At 72.4% G+C, this 20,739-nt stretch carries 23 protein-coding genes; 15 read left to right on the forward strand and 8 right to left on the reverse strand.

Features of this window, described 5'->3' with window-relative positions:
- Nucleotides 1-323 precede the first annotated feature (323 nt).
- Nucleotides 324-1,823: a SulP family inorganic anion transporter gene (locus ACVCAH_RS16005; protein WP_447136958.1), complete on the forward strand. Its 1,500-nt coding sequence runs from the start codon at nucleotides 324-326 to the stop codon at nucleotides 1,821-1,823.
- Complete coding sequence (locus ACVCAH_RS16010) at nucleotides 1,823-2,296, forward strand: MerR family transcriptional regulator (RefSeq protein ID WP_447136914.1); 474 nt, start codon at nucleotides 1,823-1,825, stop codon at nucleotides 2,294-2,296. The genes ACVCAH_RS16005 and ACVCAH_RS16010 overlap by 1 nt, the downstream gene beginning before the upstream one ends.
- 262 nt (nucleotides 2,297-2,558) lie before the next feature.
- Here ACVCAH_RS16010 and ACVCAH_RS16015 read toward each other — a convergent pair whose 3' ends face one another.
- Complete coding sequence (locus ACVCAH_RS16015; RefSeq protein WP_447136915.1) at nucleotides 2,559-3,113, reverse strand: hypothetical protein; 555 nt, start codon at nucleotides 3,111-3,113, stop codon at nucleotides 2,559-2,561.
- Nucleotides 3,114-3,466: 353 nt separating this feature from the next.
- Between ACVCAH_RS16015 and ACVCAH_RS16020 the strand changes: the two genes are divergently transcribed.
- Nucleotides 3,467-4,135 carry a TOPRIM nucleotidyl transferase/hydrolase domain-containing protein gene (locus ACVCAH_RS16020; protein WP_447136916.1) on the forward strand — a complete coding sequence of 223 codons (669 nt, stop codon included), beginning with the start codon at nucleotides 3,467-3,469 and terminating at the stop codon, nucleotides 4,133-4,135.
- Nucleotides 4,136-4,156: 21 nt separating this feature from the next.
- On the opposite strand, the gene ACVCAH_RS16025 is transcribed toward ACVCAH_RS16020, so the two are convergent.
- Entirely contained in the window at nucleotides 4,157-4,768 is a 612-nt protein-coding gene (locus ACVCAH_RS16025; RefSeq protein WP_447136917.1) for a GrpB family protein, read from the reverse strand.
- Between the two features lie 88 nt (nucleotides 4,769-4,856).
- Nucleotides 4,857-5,426: a TetR/AcrR family transcriptional regulator gene (locus tag ACVCAH_RS16030; RefSeq protein ID WP_447136918.1), complete on the reverse strand. Its 570-nt coding sequence runs from the start codon at nucleotides 5,424-5,426 to the stop codon at nucleotides 4,857-4,859.
- A 60-nt stretch (nucleotides 5,427-5,486) separates the two neighbouring features.
- Here ACVCAH_RS16030 and ACVCAH_RS16035 point away from each other — a divergent pair, with 60 nt between their 5' ends.
- The 6 genes from ACVCAH_RS16035 to ACVCAH_RS16060 all read left to right on the forward strand — a co-directional run bounded on the left by ACVCAH_RS16035 (nucleotide 5,487) and on the right by ACVCAH_RS16060 (nucleotide 9,233).
- On the forward strand, nucleotides 5,487-5,972 hold the full coding sequence (locus tag ACVCAH_RS16035) for an FBP domain-containing protein (protein ID WP_447136919.1): 486 nt from the start codon (nucleotides 5,487-5,489) through the stop codon (nucleotides 5,970-5,972).
- A gap of 216 nt (nucleotides 5,973-6,188) precedes the next feature.
- Nucleotides 6,189-6,401 (forward strand): hypothetical protein, encoded by a 213-nt coding sequence (locus ACVCAH_RS16040; protein ID WP_447136920.1) that lies wholly within the window; start codon nucleotides 6,189-6,191, stop codon nucleotides 6,399-6,401.
- Nucleotides 6,402-6,464: 63 nt separating this feature from the next.
- Entirely contained in the window at nucleotides 6,465-6,839 is a 375-nt protein-coding gene (locus tag ACVCAH_RS16045; protein ID WP_447136921.1) for a VOC family protein, read from the forward strand.
- 143 nt (nucleotides 6,840-6,982) lie between these two features.
- Nucleotides 6,983-7,849 carry a GyrI-like domain-containing protein gene (locus ACVCAH_RS16050; RefSeq protein WP_447136922.1) on the forward strand — a complete coding sequence of 289 codons (867 nt, stop codon included), beginning with the start codon at nucleotides 6,983-6,985 and terminating at the stop codon, nucleotides 7,847-7,849.
- Between the two features lie 77 nt (nucleotides 7,850-7,926).
- Nucleotides 7,927-8,256 carry a PadR family transcriptional regulator gene (locus tag ACVCAH_RS16055; RefSeq protein WP_447136923.1) on the forward strand — a complete coding sequence of 110 codons (330 nt, stop codon included), beginning with the start codon at nucleotides 7,927-7,929 and terminating at the stop codon, nucleotides 8,254-8,256.
- Nucleotides 8,253-9,233 (forward strand): hypothetical protein, encoded by a 981-nt coding sequence (locus tag ACVCAH_RS16060; protein WP_447136924.1) that lies wholly within the window; start codon nucleotides 8,253-8,255, stop codon nucleotides 9,231-9,233. Before ACVCAH_RS16055 ends, ACVCAH_RS16060 begins: the two co-directional genes overlap by 4 nt.
- A gap of 13 nt (nucleotides 9,234-9,246) precedes the next feature.
- Here ACVCAH_RS16060 and ACVCAH_RS16065 read toward each other — a convergent pair whose 3' ends face one another.
- The 3 genes from ACVCAH_RS16065 to ACVCAH_RS16075 form a co-directional block, all read right to left on the reverse strand.
- A complete protein-coding gene (locus ACVCAH_RS16065; protein ID WP_447136925.1) occupies nucleotides 9,247-10,038 on the reverse strand; it encodes a nucleotidyltransferase domain-containing protein in 792 nt (263 codons plus the stop codon).
- Between the two features lie 48 nt (nucleotides 10,039-10,086).
- Nucleotides 10,087-10,581 (reverse strand): NUDIX hydrolase, encoded by a 495-nt coding sequence (locus ACVCAH_RS16070; protein ID WP_447136926.1) that lies wholly within the window; start codon nucleotides 10,579-10,581, stop codon nucleotides 10,087-10,089.
- Nucleotides 10,582-10,953: 372 nt separating this feature from the next.
- Complete coding sequence (locus tag ACVCAH_RS16075) at nucleotides 10,954-11,961, reverse strand: hypothetical protein (protein WP_447136927.1); 1,008 nt, start codon at nucleotides 11,959-11,961, stop codon at nucleotides 10,954-10,956.
- A 96-nt stretch (nucleotides 11,962-12,057) separates the two neighbouring features.
- Here ACVCAH_RS16075 and ACVCAH_RS16080 point away from each other — a divergent pair, with 96 nt between their 5' ends.
- Together ACVCAH_RS16080 and npdG are read left to right on the forward strand one after the other, a co-directional pair.
- Nucleotides 12,058-13,491 (forward strand): RNB domain-containing ribonuclease, encoded by a 1,434-nt coding sequence (locus ACVCAH_RS16080; RefSeq protein WP_447136928.1) that lies wholly within the window; start codon nucleotides 12,058-12,060, stop codon nucleotides 13,489-13,491.
- Nucleotides 13,492-13,570: 79 nt separating this feature from the next.
- The gene (npdG, locus tag ACVCAH_RS16085; RefSeq protein WP_447136929.1) at nucleotides 13,571-14,269 is read left to right on the forward strand and encodes an NADPH-dependent F420 reductase; all 699 of its coding nucleotides are present in this window, start codon (nucleotides 13,571-13,573) and stop codon (nucleotides 14,267-14,269) included.
- 130 nt (nucleotides 14,270-14,399) lie between these two features.
- On the opposite strand, the gene panB is transcribed toward npdG, so the two are convergent.
- Nucleotides 14,400-15,245, reverse strand: a complete 846-nt coding sequence (panB, locus tag ACVCAH_RS16090; protein WP_447136930.1) for a 3-methyl-2-oxobutanoate hydroxymethyltransferase — start codon at nucleotides 15,243-15,245, stop codon at nucleotides 14,400-14,402.
- 148 nt (nucleotides 15,246-15,393) lie between these two features.
- Nucleotides 15,394-17,154, reverse strand: a complete 1,761-nt coding sequence (locus ACVCAH_RS16095) for an NAD+ synthase (protein ID WP_447136931.1) — start codon at nucleotides 17,152-17,154, stop codon at nucleotides 15,394-15,396.
- Nucleotides 17,155-17,434: 280 nt separating this feature from the next.
- Between ACVCAH_RS16095 and glnA the strand changes: the two genes are divergently transcribed.
- The 4 genes from glnA to ACVCAH_RS16115 all read left to right on the forward strand — a co-directional run bounded on the left by glnA (nucleotide 17,435) and on the right by ACVCAH_RS16115 (nucleotide 20,674).
- Nucleotides 17,435-18,784, forward strand: coding sequence for a type I glutamate--ammonia ligase (glnA, locus tag ACVCAH_RS16100; RefSeq protein ID WP_447136932.1), 1,350 nt, complete (start codon nucleotides 17,435-17,437; stop codon nucleotides 18,782-18,784).
- A 100-nt stretch (nucleotides 18,785-18,884) separates the two neighbouring features.
- Complete coding sequence (locus ACVCAH_RS16105) at nucleotides 18,885-19,310, forward strand: DUF350 domain-containing protein (protein WP_447136933.1); 426 nt, start codon at nucleotides 18,885-18,887, stop codon at nucleotides 19,308-19,310.
- A 35-nt stretch (nucleotides 19,311-19,345) separates the two neighbouring features.
- Nucleotides 19,346-20,041, forward strand: a complete 696-nt coding sequence (locus ACVCAH_RS16110) for a helix-turn-helix transcriptional regulator (RefSeq protein WP_447136934.1) — start codon at nucleotides 19,346-19,348, stop codon at nucleotides 20,039-20,041.
- Between the two features lie 255 nt (nucleotides 20,042-20,296).
- On the forward strand, nucleotides 20,297-20,674 hold the full coding sequence (locus tag ACVCAH_RS16115) for a VOC family protein (protein WP_447136935.1): 378 nt from the start codon (nucleotides 20,297-20,299) through the stop codon (nucleotides 20,672-20,674).
- Nucleotides 20,675-20,739: the final 65 nt, after the last annotated feature.

Genomic DNA, 20,739 nt, shown 5'->3' on the forward strand with positions numbered 1-20,739 from the left:
GTTTCTTCGGGCACCGCTGGTCGTCGTCGGTCGTTGTTGGTCCGCGCTCGACGGCCCAGAGACGGCCCCGGGCTGCCTCAGACCAAACGGCAGAGGTGATGATCACCACGCACGCCCGACTCTCCCCTTACGGAAGGGTAGCGTCTGTCGGGGTCGTCAGGGTCTGACCGACAGGTCTCCTTGACGACCGTGCCGCGTCTTGGGCGATGAGGCCCGGATCTGGAGGATCTGGTGCGGCCGTCGCTGATCGTTCTGTAGTCGTCTGCCCCGACCTGGGCGGTTGCTGTGCGCCCGGCTGGGTGCGCCTGAATGGAAATGGCTGCATGTCTTCTGTTTTGTCTGCGGTGTCCCGGCCGCGCCTGTCCCGTCCGTCCTTGCTGTCGCCAAAGGTGTTCCGCACCGAGGTTCTCGCCGGCTTGGTCGTCGCTCTCGCCTTGATTCCCGAGGCGATCTCCTTTTCGATCCTGGCCGGGGTCGATCCTCGGGTGGGCCTGTTCGCCTCGTTCACGATGGCGGTCACGATCGCGATTTGCGGTGGTCGTCCGGCGATGATCTCCGCCGCGACCGGTGCCATCGCACTGGTCGTTGCGCCGCTGGTCAAGGAGCACGGCTTGGACTACCTGATCGCGGCGGTGATCCTAGGTGGCGCGATCCAGGTTCTACTCGCGGTGCTTGGCGTGGCGAAGCTGATGCGGTTCATCCCGCGTAGCGTCATGGTCGGCTTCGTCAATGCCCTTGCGATCCTGATCTTCGCTGCTCAGGTCCCGCAGCTACTCGGCGTGCCGTGGCTGGTCTACCCGCTCGTCGCCGTTGCCCTGGCGATCATGGTCGGGCTGCCCCGGCTCACCAGAGCGATCCCCGCGCCGCTGGTGGCGATCGTCCTGCTGACCATCGTCACGGTGGCTGTCGGCGTAGCCGTGCCGACCGTCGGGAACGAGGGCGCCCTTCCGGACAGCCTGCCCACCCTCGGTGTTCCGCAGGTGCCCTGGACGCTGGACACCCTCACCCTTATCGCGCCATACGCCCTGGGTGTGGCGCTGGTCGGGCTGATGGAGTCGCTGATGACCGCCAAGCTCGTCGACGACATCACCGACACGCACTCCAACAAGACCCGAGAGTCCTGGGGACAGGGCGTCGCCAACATCGTCACCGGGTTCTTCGGTGGTATGGGTGGCTGCGCGATGATCGGTCAGACGATGATCAACGTCAAGGCGTCCGGTGCCCGTACCCGGCTGTCGACCTTCCTGGCAGGTGCGTTCCTCCTGGTCCTGGTCGTCGCGCTCGGCGACGTCGTCGCGGTGATCCCGATGGCCGCCCTGGTCGCCGTGATGATCGTTGTGGCGGTGTCGACGTTCGACTGGCACTCCGTCGCCCCGAAGACGCTGAAACGGATGCCGTACGGCGAGACGATCGTCATGCTGGCCACCGTCGCGACCACCCTGGCGACCCACAACCTGGCCATCGGCGTCGTCGTTGGCGTGCTCACCGCCATGGTGATCTTCGCGCGTCGAGTCGCTCACCTGGTCGAGGTCACCAGCGTGCTTGACCCGGACGGCACCACCCGGATCTACTCCGTGCATGGTGAGCTGTTCTTCGCCTCCAGCAACGACCTGGTCGGTCAGTTCGACTACGCGGGCGACCCTGACAACGTGGTGATCGACATGACCCACGCGCACGTCTGGGATGCCTCTTCGGTCGCCGCTCTGGACGCGATCACCACTAAGTACGCCGCCCGAGGCAAGGCCGTGGAGATTGTCGAGTTGAACAAGCCCAGCGCCCGCATCCACGACACCCTCGCCGGGCAGCTCGGCGTCGGTCACTGATGGCCGCCGCTGCGAGCCGCGGTGCCGAACCGGAGCACAACGCCTCTGGCCCGGCCGCCGGTCGGTTAATGCAAATTGGGGAGGCCGCCGAGCGGGTCGGGCTCAGCATCCGCACCATCCGCCACTACGAGGAAGCCGGCCTCATCGTGCCCTCCGCCCGCAGTGAGGGCGGCTTCCGTCTCTACACCGAATCCGACCTCGACCGCCTCGCGGTGGTGAAGCGGATGAAGCCCCTCGGGTTCACCCTCGATGAGATGCGCGATCTTCTCGCCGTCCTCGACGCCCTCGACACCGCTACCGGCGCCGACCGGGCCGAACTCCTCGACCGGCTCGGCATGTTCCACACCGCCGCCGCCACCCGGGTCACCACGCTCCGGGATCAACTCGCCATGGCAGAAGGCTTCGCCGGCACGCTGCGCACCAAGCTCGACCACCACGGCGGCCCATCGCCTGACCCACCGCCTTGCTGGTGACGTTCGCCCAGCTCAGAGCCTGTGCCACTACGAGAATCCGGCGTGCAGTTCGACTCGTCCGTCGCCCACCAGGTCGCAGCCTCGATCAAGGCTGCAACCTCGCCGTATTCCAGGCCGTCTATGGGCGTTGGCGGTCGTCGGTTGGTCGGAACCTGTGGCAGGTTAACCAGGACTCTGTTGCCGAATTCGCCCCGTCGGTGTTGGGCGGCGGGGCTGACGGGCCCCAGAGATGGCCAGCGGGTGACTGTAGCCGTCGACAGAGTTATGAATCGGCCCGTCCCGGCCGGAACTCCGGGCTGGCCTGCCGGCCTTCGAACAGGGCCCTGCCCACGGAAGCGATGAAGACGGCTGACGCGATGGTCAGCACCACGGCCACAGGAGCGATGTGCTCCGTCTGCCACTCGAAATCGCCTGCGGTGATAGTCGTTTGATCGACGCCAAAGATATCCAACGACGACGGCAGCAGCGAGGCCGGGTACCACAGCGCCGCGTATGAATACGGCAGACCAACACCATCGTTGAGCGTCCAGTAACCGGCCCCGTCGTAGATCAACGCACTATCGACGACGACCGCCACATCGCAGGCCAATAGGGCCGCGACGCACAGCAGCACGACGGCACTCTTGGCGTGCCCCCACCTCGCCAGCCGGCTCGCCAGAAATGCGCCCATGCCGAGGAGCGCCGCCCAGACGCTGGCGGTGAGCGCCTCAATCGGCAGGTACTCGGCACGTAGTCCGTGCGCAAATAGCACAAGGAACAGCACTGCAACGATCCACAACAGACCAAACCGCTGGATCATCGACCAGGTTGAACCCATGCCGCGAGGCTACCGTAGATCGACTCGGGTCCTGAATCAGAGATTCTGGCGGCGGGACGGATTCGCCAACAGAGTCAACCAGGCCCGCAGAGGTGCACGCAGGGAAGGTGACAGGGGCGCCTGGGGACCCATCCTGTTCTCCGACGACACGGCATGCGACGTGCACGACCAAAGCCGCGAAATGCTCTCGAAATACCCTGGTCCGCTAGCAAAGCTAGGGTGCGACGGCTTGTTGGGTGAGTGCGGTCCATGTCTCTGTGCCATGACCGCCTGGCCGCGCTGAGCTTGTCGACGAGATGGGCCGGGGTTAAATCCCTGGTCGGCCGATAGGCGTATCACCGATGATTGCGGCCATGACCACGACCCGACGCGCTGATACATCCACCGCCGGGTCGCTCGATGGCCACCTGGGTGGCAATGCCGCCTCGATCCGGGCGACGGCCCACGCCCTGGCGAAGGTCGAGTCTGCAGCGGCCGTGGTGCTCGTCGAGGGCATCAGCGACCAGATTGCCCTGGAAACGGCCGCAACGGGCCGCGGCCGGGATCTCGAGGCGGAGCGGGTGGTGATCGTGCCGATCGGCGGAGCGCATGCAATCGGCCGCTTCCTGACGACGTTGGCCCCGCTGAGCGCCCGGCTGCGACTTGCCGGTCTGTGCGACCTGCGTGAGGAGGAGGTGTTCCGGCGCGCACTGGACGTGACCCATGGTGGCTCACCCCGCACCCGCACCGACATGGAGCACCTCGGGTTCTACGTCTGCGTCAAGGATCTGGAGGAGGAGCTGATCCGCGCCCTGGGCGCCGCGCAGGTCGAAGCGCTCTTCGACTCGCAGGGCGACCTCCGATTGTTCCGCTCGTTCCAGAGCCAGCCCGCCTGGCGCGGCCGGGAGCCCGAAGCACAGATGTGGCGGTTCCTGCGCAGCAGCTCGCGTCGTAACCAGCGCTACGCACGCCTGCTCGTCGAGGCAGCAGTTGGCCGGGACACCTTGCCGCGGCCGCTCGACGCGCTGCTCACCGCCGTCTGACCCACCGAAGGCGGCTCGGGGTCAGCCTCGGCTCTCCTCGGCCGTTGCTGCGAAGATGCGCCCATAGATGGCGTCGATGACGTCGTTCTTCGCCAGGCTGTAGTCGCCAGGCCGGTGCGCGGTGTCCCGCGCGAGGCGCCGCTTGGTCGCGGCGTAGAGCTCCCGGTCTTCCGGGTGCGAGCGCAGCCAGTCGCGGAAGAGCCGGTGCCGGACAGGTTCGGGCGCTTCGCGCGGCCAGACGTGAAGATTGACGTCCTCCGCGGTGCTGACCAGCATCCGGTGCCCGTGCCACCATGGCTCGCGAAGGACAAGGCGGTACCCGATCCGTTCGAGGGCGGGGAGGTAGCGGTCCTCTTCCGTCGTGTCCTCGACGAGCAGATCGATGTCGATGACGGGCTTTGCCGCCAGGCCGGGCACCGATGTGGACCCGACGTGTTCAAGGCCGACGATCTGGCCGCGCAGAGCGTCGTTGAGCAACGAGCTGGCGGCGGCGAAGCGGTCCACCCAGGCCGGGTCGTAATCCTCGATGACGATGGACTGCCACGTCCTCGGCGCCTCGCCGACCAGCGCGGCGGCCAGTTGCTCGGCGGTGCCGTGGAAGCGCTGCGTGACCTCCGGCGGATTCTCAGCCAACTCAACCTCCGAGCGCGTCAAAGTTGGTCAGGATACGACGTCAGCAATGGCTGTGCTGGAACGCGCTGCGAGTCCGCTTCACCCGAGGTCACTGCGGCGGCCAGTTCCTGAGCAGGGCGTCGAGGGCGTCCAGGGTCCGGGACCACGAGGCGTTTGCCGTACGCGGATGGTGTCGGAAGCCCCCCGTCCGCTCCAGGGTCACGAATCCGTGGAACGTGCTGTGCATCATCCGTACCGCGTCCGTCTGATCGGGCTCGGACAGCCGGTAGCCGCGCAGGATCGCCCGCGTCATCTCCGCGTGCCGGGGGCCCGCGCTGGCGGCCGCCGTCTCCGGGTCGAACTCCTGCTGCATCGCGGCGTACCTGCCCGGATGCTGCTTCGCGTAGTCCCGGTAGGCGTTCGCGAAGGCCACCAGCGCGTCCTTGCCGGCGCGGCCGGCGAGCGCGGCGGCGACCCGGTCGGCGAGTTCGGCCAGGGCCAGCAACGCCACCCTGATCCGCAGGTCCTGTGCGTTCTTGATGTGGGAGTACAGGCTCGCGTCCTTGACGCTGAAGCGGCGCGCGAGCGCCGAGACCGTCACGTTCTCGAAGCCGACCTCGTCGGCCAGCTCCGCCGCCGCAAGGGTCAGGCGCTCAGCGGTCAGCCCCGCACGCGTCATGTGCCGCACCCCACACCTAGTCGTTTTATGTGTTTGCCTAATGAGGTTAGGCTTGTTCCTATGTTACCAAGGACCGAGTCTGCGATCCGCGCCTCCTTCGTCAACTGCACCAAGGGCGAGGCGAAGCGCCTGGCCGTGCCGAAGGATCTGGCGGAGCGCCCCTGGGCCGACCTCGACTTCCTCGGGTGGCGCGACCCGTCCGCGGGGGAGCGGGCCTACCTGGTCGCCGAGACCGGCGCAGGGCTGGTCGGGGTGGCCCTGCGGGTGGCACCCCAGACCGGGCGGGTCCGGCGCAGCATGTGCTCGTTCTGCCTGACCACCCACACCGGAGACGGCGTCTCGCTGATGACCGCGCGCAAGGCCGGGAAGGACGGCCGGCAGGGGAACTCCGTCGGCGCGTACATCTGCACCGACCTGGCCTGCTCGCTCTACCTGCGCGGCAAGAAGAACGCCGGACGGCGCATCGACGAGTCGATCACGCTTGCGGAGAAGATCGAGCGAACCACGGCCAGCGTCGTCGCCTTCCTGCAAAAGGTCGTCGGGTGACCGTGCGCCGGTGACCGGCGGGCCAGGCGGCCTCCGCCGATCGACCGACTGCCGCCCGCCACGAGCGCCGCGATCCGCCTCGTCGAACTGACCTCCCGCGACTGGCATGTCCGACCGGGCAATGCCGCCGCCTTCCTGCGCGACTACCGGGCCTTCCTCCGCCGACCCGGCCGCGAACTGCGGCTCGTCGCCTCCCCGTGCGCCTGTCCCGGCTGCATGTCCCTGGACGTGGCGGTCGTCCGGGACGGGCTGGAGGCGCTCGCCGCCGCGCTCCCCGCCGGTCCAGGTGCGGAACTGCGCCGGCTGCTCGCCACGCTCGATGACGAGTTCCGCCGCCGTACGCTGCCGCAGCTGGACCCGCACCGGTGGCGGGACTGGAGTGGGCAGCCACTGCCCTGGTGGCACCGCCGGCTCTATCAGGACGACTAGGCACGATCGGAGCGGAGGGCGAGGGGACGCGAGGGGACCGGCCGGCAACTACGCTTTCGGCGCATGCATCGAAGCCGCGTCTACGCCCTCCTCATCGACACCCCCGAGGCCGAGCAGGCGACCGCCTTCTGGTCGGCCGCGCTCGGCGTGCCCACCGAGGTCGACCCCCGGTACCCGCAGTTCATCGGCCTGCACGACGCCCTGCCCGGGATCGTCACCGCGGTGCAGGCGGTCGACGACGTACCTCGTTTCCACCTCGACTTCGAAACCGACGACGTCGACGCCGAGACCGCGCGCCTGGTCGCCCTCGGCGCCACCGAGGTGACGCGGTGGCAGGAGTGCCGGGTGCTGCGGGTGCCGGGCGGTCACCTGGTCTGCGTCCTGCCGGTGGAGAGCCCGCCGGAGGTCTTCGACGCGCAGGCCAAGACCTGGCCCTGACCCGCCGTCACGCTGGCGACCGTCGTAAGGATGCGACAGCCGCCGCGGATCGGCCGGCGCCCCGACCGATCCGGGCACCAGATGTCGGGTACGCACCACCTCGCCCCGCCTAGCGTTGCTGCTCGAAAGGGAAGGAGACCGGGGTGCTGGAGCGGCTGAACCAGGCCATGGAGCACATCGAGCGCCACCTCGACCAGCGGATCGAGGTGGCCGAGCTGGCGCGGATCGCGGTGACGTCGGAGTACCACTTCCGGCGGCTCTTCTCCGCGCTCGCCGGCATGCCGCTGTCGGAGTACATCCGCCGCCGGCGGCTCACCGTCGCGGGCGCGGAGGTGCTCGCGGGGGAGCGGACGCTGCTGGAGGTCGCGGTCCGCTACGGCTACGGCTCCACCGAGGCGTTCGCCCGGGCGTTCCAGGCCGTGCACGGCGTGGGCCCCGGCGAGGCCCGGCGTACGGGGGCGGCGCTGCGCTCCCAGCCCCGGATGTCCTTCCGTCTCGTCGTGGAAGGGAGCAGCAGTATGCGATACCGGATCGTGCGCAAGGACGAGTTCCGGCTGGTGGGACGCAAGGCCCGGGTACCGCTGGTGCATGAGGGGATGAATCCCGCGATCGTCGCCTTCGTCAAGGGCATCGACCCGGAGACGGTACGCCGGATCGAGTCGCTGTCCGACCAGGAGCCGCAGGGCATCGTCAACGTCAGCGACAACCTGGCCGGCAGCCGCGTGGAGGGCACCGAGCTGGACTACTGGCACGGGGTGGTGACCGGCGCGGACGCGCCCGCCGACCTGGACGCGCTGACCGTGCCGGCGGGCACCTGGGCGGTCTTCGAGACCTCCGGGGCGTTCCCGCAGGCGTTGCAGTACCTGTGGCGGGACGTGTTCACCCAGTGGTTCCCGTCCAACCCGTACCGGACCCGGCCGGGGCCGGAGATCTCCCGCACCCGGCTCTCCGCCGACGGCAAGGAGGCGGACGCGGAGCTGTGGATCCCGGTGGAGCGGGTGACCGCCTGATCGGTTGACCGGTGGGGGTCCGGCGGGCGGGAACCGCGGGACCCCCACCCTATGTAGGGTTCCGATATAGTGCCGGCGTGCGGATCACGATTCCGGTGGCGCGGGTGCTCGCGGCGTTGCTGGCCGAGCCCGACGCCGAGCGCTACGGCCTGGATCTGATGGCCATGACCGAGCTGCCCAGCGGCACCCTCTACCCGGTGCTGCACCGCCTCCAGTCGGCGGGCTGGCTCACCGCCGAGTGGGAGTCGGTCGATCCGTCCACGGTGGGCCGACCGGCGCGGCGCTACTACCGGCTCACCGCGGAGGGGGCGGTCGCCGCCCGGCGTACCCTCGCCGAGCTGCGGGCGCTGGCACCGGGCCGCCCGGTCCGCGGTGGCGCCGAGCCCACCGGGGCGCCGGCGTGGTGACCCGTCGGGTGGCCGAGCTGCTGCTCGCGGTCGCGCAGCGCCGCTGGCCGGTCGAGCTGCGGGCCGACCTGCGCCGGGAGTGGGCGGGCGAACTGCACGTCCTCGCCGAACGGCGGCAGCGGTTGCCGATGCTGCGCTTCGCCGTCAGCCTCGCCGCCCGCCGCTCCGGCGTCGACGCCGCCGAGCACGTCCCGATCGGCCGCCGGCTGCTCCGTACCGCCCTGCCGCTGCTGCTCGCCCCGGCGGCCGGCGCCGGCGTCGTGTTCGCCGGACTGGTCGTGATGCAGACGGTGGTCGCGGCGCTGAGCTGGCGCGGCGGCCTCTGGGCGTACGAGCTGCAACTGCCGATCGCCTCGGGGGTGACCGCCGCCGGGGCGGTGGGGCTCGCGCTGCTCGCGGACCGGCTCGCCCGGGCCGGTTCGCCCAGCGCGGGATGGCGGACGACGTTCGGCATCGTCGCACCGGTCGCGCTGACCGTCGCGGCGCTCGGCTACCTGGTCTTCGACTACGCCGACGCGCCGGCCCGGGTCGCGCCCGGCCTGGTGCTCTGGCTCGCCGGCCTGGCCCTGGTCCTGCGCGGGGCGGCCCGGCTGGCCGGGCGGGGTCGGGTCCGCGCCGCCTGGTGGCTCGGGGTCCTGGATGCGATCGCCGTCGCCGACGCGGCGACGATCCTCGCCGTGCTGAGTCAGGTGCCGACCGGTGCGGAGGGCGTCGTCGACGGGGTGCCGCAGGGCGACACCCTCGACCCGGTCTCCGCCCCGCTGTGGCTCCTCGTCTGCTACACCGACTCGGCACTGGGGCTGCCCCGGCCGACCGGCCAGGAGGTCTTCCTGATCACCGACGCGGTCCTGCTGGAACCGTTGCTCTACCTCGCCTGCACCCCGTACGCGCTGGCCTGGGCGATCCGTGCGGCGCGCGGGCGGGCGGCCCCGGAGCCTGGCCTCGCCGCGCCCGAACCGGTCGTCCGGCCGTCCTGATCCGACTCCCGGGTCACTCCGCGCCGGCGCCGATCTCGGCCAGCACCCGGCGCTGAAAGGCGCGGGCCTCGGGACCGCTCGGCGGCGGGCCACCGGCCCGGGCCGCGATCGACCGTTCGATCAGGTCGGCCGGCTCACCGTCCGCGGCCCAGCCGTCGGCGATCAGCCGGCGACCGGCCTCGGCCTTCGACAACCACCGGCCGTGCCGGACCTTCGCCAGGGACCGGCAGGCGCCGAGCACCGCGTCCTCCGCGGCGGGGGCGGGGCCGTCGCCGGGCGGGGTGGGCAGCGCGAGCCACCAGCGCAGCGCGTCGACCAGCAGCCGGCGCAGATCCGCCGGGGACAGGTCGGCGAAGGCCTCGGCGGCCGGCGGCCCGAGCAGCACGTGCCCGCACTCGTGCAGGATGCTGCGGTCCAGGCCGTACCAGAACCGCCCGTCCGCGGCGGGCCGGTCGGTCGGGTCCCAGGTGACCCGGAAGTCCATCCGTGCCCCGGTGTTCAGCTCGACCTCGAACCCGGGCTCCGGGGCGCCGGAGCGGGCGACCGCCGCGGTGTAGACGACCAGTTCGAGCCCGCGCGCCGGGCAGGGCAGCGCCTCGTGCCGGAGCCCGGCCACCAGCCGGCGCTCGCGGTCCGCGTCGAGCGGCTCCGCGCAGACCAGCGCCACGTCGACGTCGCTGCGGCCGGGTTGGTAGGCCCCCAGGCCGACCGAGCCGGCGGCGTACGCGCCGACCAGGTCGTCGCCGAGCACGTCACGGGCCACCCCGACCAGGTCCGTCAGGTAGCGGCGCACCTCGCTGTCCACGCCACATTGTGGCCTGCCGGCTCGACGGGGCCGCGGCGAGGGGGCGGCTCAGTCGTCGTCGGTCCACGCCGAGCCCGGCGGCAGGTACCAGGCCACGGACTCCTCGGCCAGGGCGTGCCGGATGACCGTGCGGGCGTGCGCGTCCAGCGTCGGCAGCGCGTCCATCGGGAACCACCGCACGGCCACCGACTCGTCGTCGTTGACCCGGGCCGTGCCACCGAGCAGGCGGCAGTGGAAGCCCAGGTTGAGGTACTCGCAGCGGTCGCCGTTCGGGTACGTGTGCGGGTGCGAGACGACGCTGCTGAGCCGCACCGGCTCGACGTCCAGGCCGGTCTCCTCGTACACCTCGCGGATCACCGCGGTGGCCGGCTGCTCGCCCGGCTCGACGAAGCCGCTGACCACCGACCAGCGCCCGTCGTCGGCGCGCTTGCCGAGCAGCAGTTCGCCGGCGGCGTTGCGGACCACCGCGCTGACGCTCGGCAGCCACAGCAGGTCGTGGCCGACGTGCTTGCGCATCCGCAGGATGTAGTCCGGTACGCCCATCCGCAGACCCTAACCCGGCCCGACGATCCGACCTGGTTCCCGGCGGGCCGGGTCAGGGCCGGGCACCGTGTCGATCATGAGGTCCGGTGGTGGCGTCGGGACGTGCCCGGAGCCGGTCGTCCAGCCGATCCCGCCCCCGTCCCCGCTACGCACCCGTTTTCGCAGTTCCGGCCCGTCGGGCCGGCCGTCACGTCTACTGTGGAGAAGGCGGAGATTTGCGGTGTTCCGGTGGCGGCCGGGCGATTCGCGGTGCACAGTGATCCCATGAGCGACAGCGGGAGTGGTGGGCACTACTACTGGTGCACCCGACACCACCGGGTCGAGACCGATGCCGACGTGTGCCCTGCCAAGCACGTTCTCGGACCGTACGCCTCAGCCGCCGACGCGGAGAACGCGCTGCAGCAGGTGCGGGAGCGCAACGAAGCGTGGGACGCCGAGGACGCCCGCTGGGCCGGGGAGGACAGATAGGCGGCGCGGGACGGCCCGCGTCGAGGTACTCCGTGCTCCGCGAGGAGGCACGCGAGAGCACGTCCCCAAGGAGGGAACCGAGATGGCCCAAGCACAGCAGGCCACCCGCCCGGCCACGAAACGGACCACCGCGAAGAAGACCGCCGCGGCGGAGCGGAACACCGGCGCCAGCCGTACCACGCCCGCGCGCCGGGCCGCGGCGACCACGGCGGCCAAGAAGGCGTCCGCCGGCGCCGGCCGGGCGCCGGCCAAGAAGACCGCGAAGACGACCCCCGCCCGGCAGGCCGCGGCCAAGGCCACCACCGCGGCGAAGAAGGCGGCGGCGAGGAAGACCGCCGCGAAGGCGCCGGCCGAGAAGGCGGCGGCCCGGACCACCGGCACCGCGAAGAAGACCACGGCGGCGGCGAAGGCCCCGGCGAAGAAGGTCAGCGCGGCGGCGAAGAAGACCACCGCCGCGGCGAAGAAGACCACGGCGGCGAAGGCCCCCGCGAAGAAGGCCCCGGCGAAGAAGGCGCCGGCGAAGAAGGCGCCGGCGAGGAAGACCACGGCGGCGAAGGCCCCGGCGAGGAAGACCACCGCGGCGAAGGCCCCGGCGAAGAAGGTCACCGCGGCGAAGGCGCCGGCGAAGAAGGTCACCGCGGCGAAGGCGCCGGCGAAGAAGGTCACTGCGGCGAAGGCGCCGGCGAAGAAGGTCACCGCCAAGAAGACCGCCGCCAAGAAGACCGCGCCGACCCGTCCGACCGGCACCGCCCGCACAGTCGCGGCGAAGAAGGCGCCCGCGAAGAAGGCGACGGCCACCTCCGCGACCGCCCGCAAGGCGGGCACGGCCAAGAAGGCGCCGGCGAAGAAGACCACCGCGGTGAAGACACCGGCGACGAAGATGGCCGGGCGCACGACGTCGGCCCGCGGCACCGGAACCACCGCCCGGAAGGCCACCGGCTGACCGGCCCGCGCTGACCCACCCGCGCCGGGGAAGCGGATCAACCGCCGCGCTGTCAGGATTGACCCGTGGTCATCCGACGCGTACTCGCGCCCCGCATCGATTTCGGCGCGCTGCGCCGCGAGCTGGGACTCCCCGAGGAGTTCCCGGCCGCGGCGCAGCGCGAGGCGGACGCCGCGGCGGCCGCGCCGCCGCGCCCGCCCGTCGACCGCACCGACGTGCCGTTCGTGACCCTCGATCCGGCCACCTCCCGCGACCTGGACCAGGCGATGTGCCTCACCCGCCGGCCCGGCGGCGGCTACCGGGTGCGGTACGCGATCGCCGACGTGGCCGCGCACGTACGCCCCGGTGGCGCGCTGGAGGAGGAGACCTGGCGGCGGGGGCAGACCGTCTACCTGCCCGACGGCAACGTGCCGCTGCACCCGGAGACGCTCAGCGAGGGCGCGGCCAGCCTGCTGCCGACCGTCGACCGGGCCGCCGTGGTGTGGACGATCGACCTGGACGCCGACGGCGGCACCGTCGCCGTCGAGCTGGAACGGGCGCTGGTCCGCAGCCGGGCCAAGCTCGACTACGCCGGCGTCCAGGCCGACGCCGACGCCGGGCGGCTGCCCGACCCGATCGCCCTGCTGCCCGAGCTCGGCGTGCTGCTCACCGCCCGCGGGCTGCGCCGGGGCGCGATCAACCTGCCGCTGCCGGAGCAGGACGTGGAGGCCGACGGCGACGGTTGGCGGCTGGTGCTGCGCGGGCCGGTGCCGATGGAGGAGCACAACGCCCAGATCTCGCTGCTGACCGGGATGGCCGCCGCCGACATCATGCTGGCCGGCCGGGTCGGCCTGCTGCGTACGATGCCGCCGCCGAAGCCCGAGGCGGTGCAGCGGCTGCGGGCCGCCGCCGCCCCGCTGGGCGTGCACTGGCCGGACGGCGCCGGCCCCGGCGAGGTGATCGCCGGGCTGGACCCGTCGCAACCTCGGGCGGCGGCCTTCGTGGACCAGGCCGCCGAGCTGATGCGCGGTGCCGCGTACACCGCCTTCGACGGCGAGGTGCCCGAGCAGCCGGAGCACGGCGGGGTGGCGGCCGCGTACGCCCACGTCACGGCGCCGCTGCGTCGGCTGGCCGACCGGTACGCCACGGAGGTCTGCCTGGCGCTGCACGAGGGCCGGCCGGTGCCGGAGTGGGCCCGGGCGGCGCTGCCCCGGCTGCCCGAGGTGATGGCCACGACCGACCGGACCGCCTCGGCGGCCACCCGGGGCGCGATCGAGCTGGCCGAGGCGGTGCTGCTGGCGCACCGGGTGGGGGAGACCTTCGACGCCGCGGTGCTGGACGTCGACGCGCCGCCGAACGGCCGGAGCCGGCCCGGCCGGCCGCCGGGCGGCACGGTGGCGCTGGACGACCCGCCGGTGCGCGCCCGCTGCGCCGGCGAGCTGCCGCTCGGTGAGCGGATCCGGGTCCGGCTGGTCACCGCCGACCCGGTCGTCCGCTCGGTGGTCTTCGAACGCGCCTGAGCCCCAACGGTCCGGGCAGCGGGGATTGTCACAGCGCCGGACGCTCCTGCCGGGCCGGCGGGTTTGCGAGGATGACCGCATGGCATACGACGCGAGCGCACTGCCCGACGTGTCCGGGCTGACCGTCGGCATCATCGGCGGCACCGGCGACCAGGGGCGGGGGCTCGCCTACCGGTTCGCCCGGGCCGGCCAGACCGTGCTGATCGGCTCCCGGTCGGCCGAGCGGGCCGCGCGGTCCGCCGAGGAGATCGCCGCCCTGCCCGGCGTGCCGGCCGCGGCGAGCGTCACCGGCGCCGACAACGACGAGGTGGCCCGGCGCAGCGACGTGATCGTCATCGCGGTGCCGTGGGACGGGCACGCGGCCACCGTCGCCGCGCTCGCCGAACCGCTCGCCGGCAAGATCGTGGTGGACTGCGTCAACCCGCTCGGCTTCGACAAGCAGGGCCCGTACGCGCTGCCGGTCCCCGAGGGCAGCGCGGTCCAGCAGGCCGCCGGGCTGCTGCCGTCCTCCCGGGTTTGCGCGGCGTTCAACCACGTCAGCGCTCCGCTGCTGGCCGACCCGGAGATCGACCGGATCGACCTGGACGTGCTGATCTGCACCGAGGACCGGGAGGCCGCCGGGGTGGTCGCGGCGCTCGCCGCCCGGATCCCGGGCATGCGCGGCATCTACGCCGGCCGGCTGCGCAACGCCCACCAGATCGAGGCGTTCACCGCCAACCTGATCGCCATCAACAAGCGCTACAAGGCGCACGCCGGCATCCGCGTCACCGACGTCTGAGCCCACGTCGCCCGTGATCGAATGACGCCTGGCAGGGCCGATCAGCCGGTCGTCACCCGCTGAGCAGCAGACGATCATGCCGCGCCCCGGGCACCGGTGGGGCGGTGGCGCCCCACCGGTGCGGACGGGATCAGAAGGTGTGTTCGGCCGTCGGGAAGTCGCCGCCACGCACCTCGTCGGCGAACCGGCGGGTGGCGTCGGCGAGGGTGCCGGCCAGGTCGGCGTAGCGCTTCACGAAGCGCGGCGCCTTGCCGGTGCGCAGCCCGGCCATGTCCTGCCAGACCAGCACCTGGGCGTCGGTGTCCGGGCCGGCGCCGATGCCCACGGTCGGGATCCGCAGCTCGTGCGTGATCCGCTTGGCCACCTCGCCGGGCACCATCTCCAGCACCACCGCGAACGCGCCCGCCTCGGCCACCGCCCGGGCGTCGGCGATCACCTCTTCGGCGGCGTCGCCGCGGCCCTGCACCCGGTAGCCGCCGAGGGCGTGCTCGCTCTGCGGAGTGAAGCCGATGTGCGCCATCACCGGGATGCCGGCGCCGGTGATCGCCGCGATCTGCGCCGCGCAACGCCGGCCGCCCTCCAGCTTCACCGCGTGGCAGCCACCCTCCTTCATGAACCGCACCGCGGTGCGCAGCGCCTGCGTCGGGCCCTCCTCGTACGAGCCGAAGGGCAGGTCACCGACGACCAGTGTCTGCCGGGTGGCGCGGACCACCGCGCGGACCAGCGGCAGCAGCTCCTCGGCGGTCACCGGGATGGTCGTCTCGTAGCCGAACACGTTGTTCGCCGCCGAGTCGCCGACCAGCAGCACCGGGATGCCGGCCTGGTCGAAGATCGACGCGGTGTACTGGTCGTACGAGGTGAGCATCGCCCACCGCTCGCCGCGCTCCTTGGCGGCGATCAGGTCGCGGGTGCGGACCCGCCGGGTGGCCGGGCCGCCGTAGAGGGCGGTCACCTCGGTCGGGGTGGACTCCACCATGACTCTCTCCTTCCTCGAGGCCGCGTGCGCGGTCCCCGGGTTCCGCCGCGATCGTCGCACCGGACGACCGGGCGGCGGCAGAGCGCAGTGGAGGATTTCACTCCCGGCGGGGCCGGCCGTCGGCGGCCACCCCGCGCCGCCGGCCGCCTCAGCCCTTCTCTCGCCACCGGTTGGTGATCGGCAGCCGCCGGTCCCGGCCGAAGGCCTTCATCGAGATCTTCGTGCCGGGCGCGGACTGGCGCCGCTTGTACTCGGCGGTATCCACCATCCGCAGCACCTTGTCGACCACCGCCGGGTCGTGGCCGGACTCGACCAGCCCGTCCCGGCCCAGGTCGCCGTCGACGTAGCCGATCAGGATCGGGTCGAGCACGTCGTAGTCGGGCAGGGTGTCGCTGTCCAGCTGGCCCGGGCTCAGCTCGGCGCTCGGCGGCTTGCCGATGGAGTTCTCCGGAATGGGCGGGGTCTCGCCGCGGCGGGTCGCGTCGGCGTTGCGCCACTTCGCCAGCCGCCAGATCAGCGTCTTCCACACGTCCTTGACCGGGTTGAAGCCGCCGACCGAGTCGCCGTAGAGGGTGGAGTAGCCGACCGCCAGCTCGCTCTTGTTGCCGGTGGTCAGCACCAGGTGACCCTCCTGGTTCGACAGCGCCATCAGGATCACCCCGCGCACCCGGGCCTGGAGGTTCTCCACCGTCACCCCGGACAGCGACATGTTGGCCAGGAACGTGTCGACCATCGGCTGGATCGGCTCGGTCCGGTAGTCCAGCCCGGTGCGCTTGGCTAGCTCGGCCGCGTCCTCCTTGCTGTGCTCGGAGGAGTGCTGGCTGGGCAGCGACACCCCGACCACCCGGTCGGGCCCGAGCGCGTCCACGGCCAGCGCGGCCGCCACCGCCGAGTCGATGCCGCCGGAGAGGCCGAGCACCACCGACGGGAACCGGTTCTTGTTGACGTAGTCGCGCAGGCCGAGCACCAGCGCCTGCCACACCTCGGCCTCGTCGGCCACCGGGGCGATCAGCCCGCCGGCCGCCGCCGGCCCGGCGGGCAGCGGCGGCAGGTCGCCGATCGCGGCGCGCACCACCCGCAGCCCGTCGGCCAGCTCGCCGTCGGGGCCGGTCCGCTCGGCCGCCGCGGGCAGCGCCAGGTCGTGCAGCAGCAGGTGCTCGACGAACTGCGGGGCCCGGGCGAGCAGCTCACCGTCGGCGCCGACCACCATCGAGTCGCCCTCGAAGACCAGCTCGTCCTGGCCGCCGATCATGTTCACGTACGCGATGGCCGCGCCGGCCTCGACGGCCCGGCGGCGGACCAGCGGCAGCCGGATGTCGTCCTTGTTCAGCTCGTACGGCGAGCCGTTGATGTTGACGACCAGGCCGACGCCGGCCTGCCGGGCGGCGGCGAACGGGCCGCCGGCCTGCCACAGGTCCTCGCAGATGGTCAACGCCACGTCCACCCCGCCGGCCCGCACCACGGTCAGCATCTCGCCCGGGACGAAGTAGCGGTCCTCGTCGAACACCCCGTAGTTGGGCAGGTGGTGCTTGAAGTAGGTGGCCGCCACCTCGCCCCGCTGCAGCAGCGCGGCGGCGTTGCGGGCGCCCCGGCCCGGTTCGGCGTCCCCGGCGACCTGCGGCGGGCCGTCGGCGTCCAGGTAGCCGACGACGACCGCCAGCTCGCCCAGCCCGTCCGCGGCGAGGTCGGTGGCGAGCCGGTGCAGGGCGGCCTGCGACGCCGCCACGAAGGACCGCCGGAAGACCAGGTCCTCGACCGGGTAGCCGGTCAGCATCATCTCCGGGAACGCGACGAGCTGGGCGCCGGCGTCGGCGGCCTGACGGGTCCAGCTGCGGACCAGGCCGGCGTTGCCGGCGAGGTCGCCGACGGTGGGGTTGACCTGGCACAGGGCGAGACGCAGGGTCGGCATGCCCTCATCTTGCCCCAGCGGCAAGGGCACGACACGGCGGGCGGCGCGAGACGGCGGCCACCCTCCGGCGGCCCGTCCGGCCGGCGGACCGCCCCGCACCGAAGGAGCCGCCCGCGCGGCGGGGCGGGCCCACCGCGGGCGGCCGCCCGGGCGGCGGGACGTGGGGGGACGACCGGCGGGAGATTCGCGTAACGTCGGCGTAACGAGGCCGGTGGAGACTGGTCGGTCAGGCCGGGCCGGGGCCCGGCCGGTGGCCGACGACGTGTCGCGAGGAGTGGAAGTGGACCGTCAGCAGGAGTTCGTCCTCCGTACGCTGGAAGAGCGGGACATCCGGTTCGTCCGGCTCTGGTTCACCGACGTGCTCGGCACGCTGAAGAGCGTGTCGGTGGCGCCCGCCGAGCTGGAGGCGGCGTTCGAGGAGGGCATCGGGTTCGACGGCTCGGCGATCGAGGGCTTCGCCCGGGTCTTCGAGTCCGACATGGTGGCCATGCCCGACCCGACCACCTTCCAGGTCTTCCCGTTCGAGGGCGGGGTCAGCGGCGAGAGCGCCCGGATGTTCTGCGACATCCTGCTCCCCGACGGCGGGCCGTCCTGGGCCGACCCGCGGCACGTGCTGCGGCGGGCGCTGTCCAGGGCCGCCGAGAAGGGCTTCACCTTCTACACCCACCCGGAGATCGAGTTCTTCCTGCTGGAGAACGGCCCGATGGACGGGTCGGTGCCGGTGCCGGTGGACACCGGCGGCTACTTCGAGCACACCACCCACGCGGTGGCCCGGGACTTCCGCCGCCAGGCGGTGCTGGCCCTGGAGCGGATCGGCATCTCGGTGGAGTTCAGCCACCACGAGGTGGCCCCCGGCCAGCAGGAGATCGACCTGCGCTACGCCGACGCGCTCACCACCGCCGACAACATCATGACCTTCCGGCACGTGGTTAAGGAGGTGGCGCTCTCCACCGGGGTGCAGGCCACCTTCATGCCGAAGCCGTTCACCGACCAGCCGGGCAGCGGCATGCACACCCACCTGTCGCTGTTCGAAGGGGAGCGCAACGCGTTCCACGACGCCGGCGACCCGATGAAGCTGTCCAAGGTGGCCCGGGCGTTCATCGCCGGGCTGCTGGTGCACGCCCGGGAGTACACCGCGGTCACCAACCAGTGGGTGAACTCCTACAAGCGGCTTTTCCCGCAGGCCCTGCCGGACCGGGTCACCGAGAGTCCGGCGTACGTCTGCTGGGGTCACCTGAACCGTTCCGCGTTGGTCCGGGTGCCCGCGTACGGCAAGCCGAACTCGGCCCGGGTCGAGGTCCGCTCGCCGGACTCGGCGGCCAACCCCTACCTGGCCTTCGCGGTGCTGCTCGGCGCCGGTCTCAAGGGCATCGAGGAGGGCTACGAGCTGCCGCCGGGCGCCGAGGACGACGTGTGGTCGCTGACCAGCGCCGAGCGGCGGGCGATGGGCTACGAGCCGCTGCCGGAGAACCTCTCCGAGGCGATCGACGTGATGGCCGGCTCGGAACTGGTCGCCGAGGTGCTCGGCGAGCACGTCTTCGACTTCTTCCTGCGCAACAAGCGCGCCGAGTGGGAGCAGTACCGCCGGGAGGTCACCCCGTACGAGCGGCAGCGCTACCTGTCGCTCTGACCGGGGGCCCCGCACGGGGCTGCCGGCGGTGGCGCGCTGCCGCTATCGTCTCGATCACCGCGCCGGCATCGCGCCGGGCGTACCGGTCGGGAGGCAGTCGGTGCTGGAGGATCTGCTCAGCGGAGCCTGGCAGAGCGTGGTGTTCGGGATCGTCGGGGTGGCCCTGATGGCGGCCGGCTTCCTGCTGGTCGACCTGCTGACCCCGGGGCGGCTGCGGGAGTTGATCTGGGTGCGCCGCAACGGCAACGCCGCGCTGCTGCTCGCCGCCAACCAGCTCGGCATCGCCGGGATCGTGTTCACCGCGATCCTGACCAGCTACAGCGACTTCGGCAAGGGGCTGGCCTCCACGGTGATCTTCGGGCTGGTCGGGCTGGGCATCATGGCGCTGGCCTTCTTCGTGCTGGACCTGCTCACCCCGGGCCGGCTCGGGGAGATCATCTGCTCGGACGAGCCGCACCCCGCGGCCCGGGTCAGCGCCGCCACCCACTTCGGCGCCGCGCTGATCGTCTGCGCCTGCATCGCCTGACCCGGACTGTCGTACCCGCGACCTAGGTTCGCGGGGTGAACCGCACGGACCGTCTCTACGCCCTGGTCGAGGAGTTGCGCGCGGTGTCGCCGCGGCCGCGCAGCGCCCGCTGGCTGGCCGAGCGCTTCGAGGTCAGCACCCGCACCATCGAGCGCGACATCGACGCCCTGCAGCAGTCCGGGGTGCCGATCTGGGCCGAGCCGGGCCGCACCGGCGGCTACGCGGTGGACCGCGCCCGCACCCTGCCGCCGGTGAACCTGACCGCCGCCGAGGCGGTGGCGATGGCGGTTGCCCTGCACCGGCTGCGCGGCACGCCGTTCGCCGCGGCCGCCGGCACCGCGCTGCGCAAGCTGCTCGCGGTGATGCCGGCCGCCGACGCCGCCGAGGCGCACCGGCTGGCCGCGCGGGTGCACCTGATCGGCGACGGGCCGGTGACGCCCGTCCCGGCCACCGTCGCCGACGCGGTGCCCGCCGGGCGGGTGCTGCGCATCCGGTACGCCGACCGCTCCGGCGCCGGGACGCTGCGCGACGTGGAGCCGCTCGGCTACCTCGGCAATCCCCGGCACTGGTACCTGCTGGCCTGGTGCCGGCTGCGCGACGGCATCCGGGCGTTCCGCACCGACCGGATCACCTCGGTGACCACGCTGGCCGGGCGGGTGCCCGAGCGGGAACTGGCCGCCGACGACCTCGACATCCCGCACGAGCGGATCCGCCGGCTCAGCCTGGTCTGATCCTCAGAGGGCGGTCGCTGGCCCGTGGCCTGACCCGGGTCGGGCGGCGTCGGCCGCGGGCCGGTGGGCCCGGTCCGGGTCCTGCGGTGTCGGCCGCTGCTGACGCCCGCTGCGCGTCGGGCGGTGCCGGCCGCTTGGCGAAACCCGTCGCGGACAACGTCGGAAACACCGACAGGACGCTGTCGCGGCCGGCCGCGAGGCTGCTTTCTGACGACGCCGGCCGACCCGGCCGGCGCATGGCACGGGAGGCCACACATGACCATCAGCAACGCCGTCACCTGGTTCGAGATCGGCACCGAGCGGCCGGACGAGGCCCAGCGGTTCTACGGCGACCTGTTCGGCTGGAGCTTCACCGAGGAGGGCAGCGCCGAGGCGTCGTACCGGACGACCGAGGGCGGCACCGGTGCGGGGATCGGCGGGGCGGTCCGGGGCACCGGCGGGGCGAGCCCGAGCTACGCGATCTTCTATGTGCAGGTGGCCGACGTGGCGGAGACCTGCCGGCGGGCGGAGGCGGCCGGCGGCAAGGTGCTGGTGCCGCGCAAGGAGAACGACAACGGGCTGACCTTCGCCCACCTGCTCGACCCGGCCGGCAACCACATCGGCGTCTTCGCCCCGCCGCCCGCCGCCGCGTGACCGGTTGACCATCCCCGGTCGCCGGTGCGGCGGTGCCGGACACCGCCACACCGGCGGGACGGGGC

This window comes from Micromonospora sp. LZ34, assembly GCF_052981855.1.

What these genes read in the sequence shown, in the direction of transcription:
- ACVCAH_RS16030 (WP_447136918.1), bottom strand. Translation starts at nt 5,426, where the DNA reads ATGACGCGTGCGGGGCTGACCGCTGAGCGCCTGACCCTTGCGGCGGCG.
- ACVCAH_RS16045 (WP_447136921.1), top strand. Translation starts at nt 6,465, where the DNA reads ATGCATCGAAGCCGCGTCTACGCCCTCCTCATCGACACCCCCGAGGCC.
- ACVCAH_RS16115 (WP_447136935.1), top strand. Translation starts at nt 20,297, where the DNA reads ATGACCATCAGCAACGCCGTCACCTGGTTCGAGATCGGCACCGAGCGG.
- ACVCAH_RS16010 (WP_447136914.1), top strand. Translation starts at nt 1,823, where the DNA reads ATGGCCGCCGCTGCGAGCCGCGGTGCCGAACCGGAGCACAACGCCTCT.
- npdG (WP_447136929.1), top strand. Translation starts at nt 13,571, where the DNA reads ATGGCATACGACGCGAGCGCACTGCCCGACGTGTCCGGGCTGACCGTC.
- ACVCAH_RS16070 (WP_447136926.1), bottom strand. Translation starts at nt 10,581, where the DNA reads ATGGGCGTACCGGACTACATCCTGCGGATGCGCAAGCACGTCGGCCAC.
- ACVCAH_RS16095 (WP_447136931.1), bottom strand. Translation starts at nt 17,154, where the DNA reads ATGCCGACCCTGCGTCTCGCCCTGTGCCAGGTCAACCCCACCGTCGGC.
- ACVCAH_RS16040 (WP_447136920.1), top strand. Translation starts at nt 6,189, where the DNA reads ATGTCCCTGGACGTGGCGGTCGTCCGGGACGGGCTGGAGGCGCTCGCC.
- panB (WP_447136930.1), bottom strand. Translation starts at nt 15,245, where the DNA reads ATGGTGGAGTCCACCCCGACCGAGGTGACCGCCCTCTACGGCGGCCCG.
- ACVCAH_RS16020 (WP_447136916.1), top strand. Translation starts at nt 3,467, where the DNA reads ATGACCACGACCCGACGCGCTGATACATCCACCGCCGGGTCGCTCGAT.
- ACVCAH_RS16035 (WP_447136919.1), top strand. Translation starts at nt 5,487, where the DNA reads ATGTTACCAAGGACCGAGTCTGCGATCCGCGCCTCCTTCGTCAACTGC.
- ACVCAH_RS16015 (WP_447136915.1), bottom strand. Translation starts at nt 3,113, where the DNA reads ATGGGTTCAACCTGGTCGATGATCCAGCGGTTTGGTCTGTTGTGGATC.
- ACVCAH_RS16005 (WP_447136958.1), top strand. Translation starts at nt 324, where the DNA reads ATGTCTTCTGTTTTGTCTGCGGTGTCCCGGCCGCGCCTGTCCCGTCCG.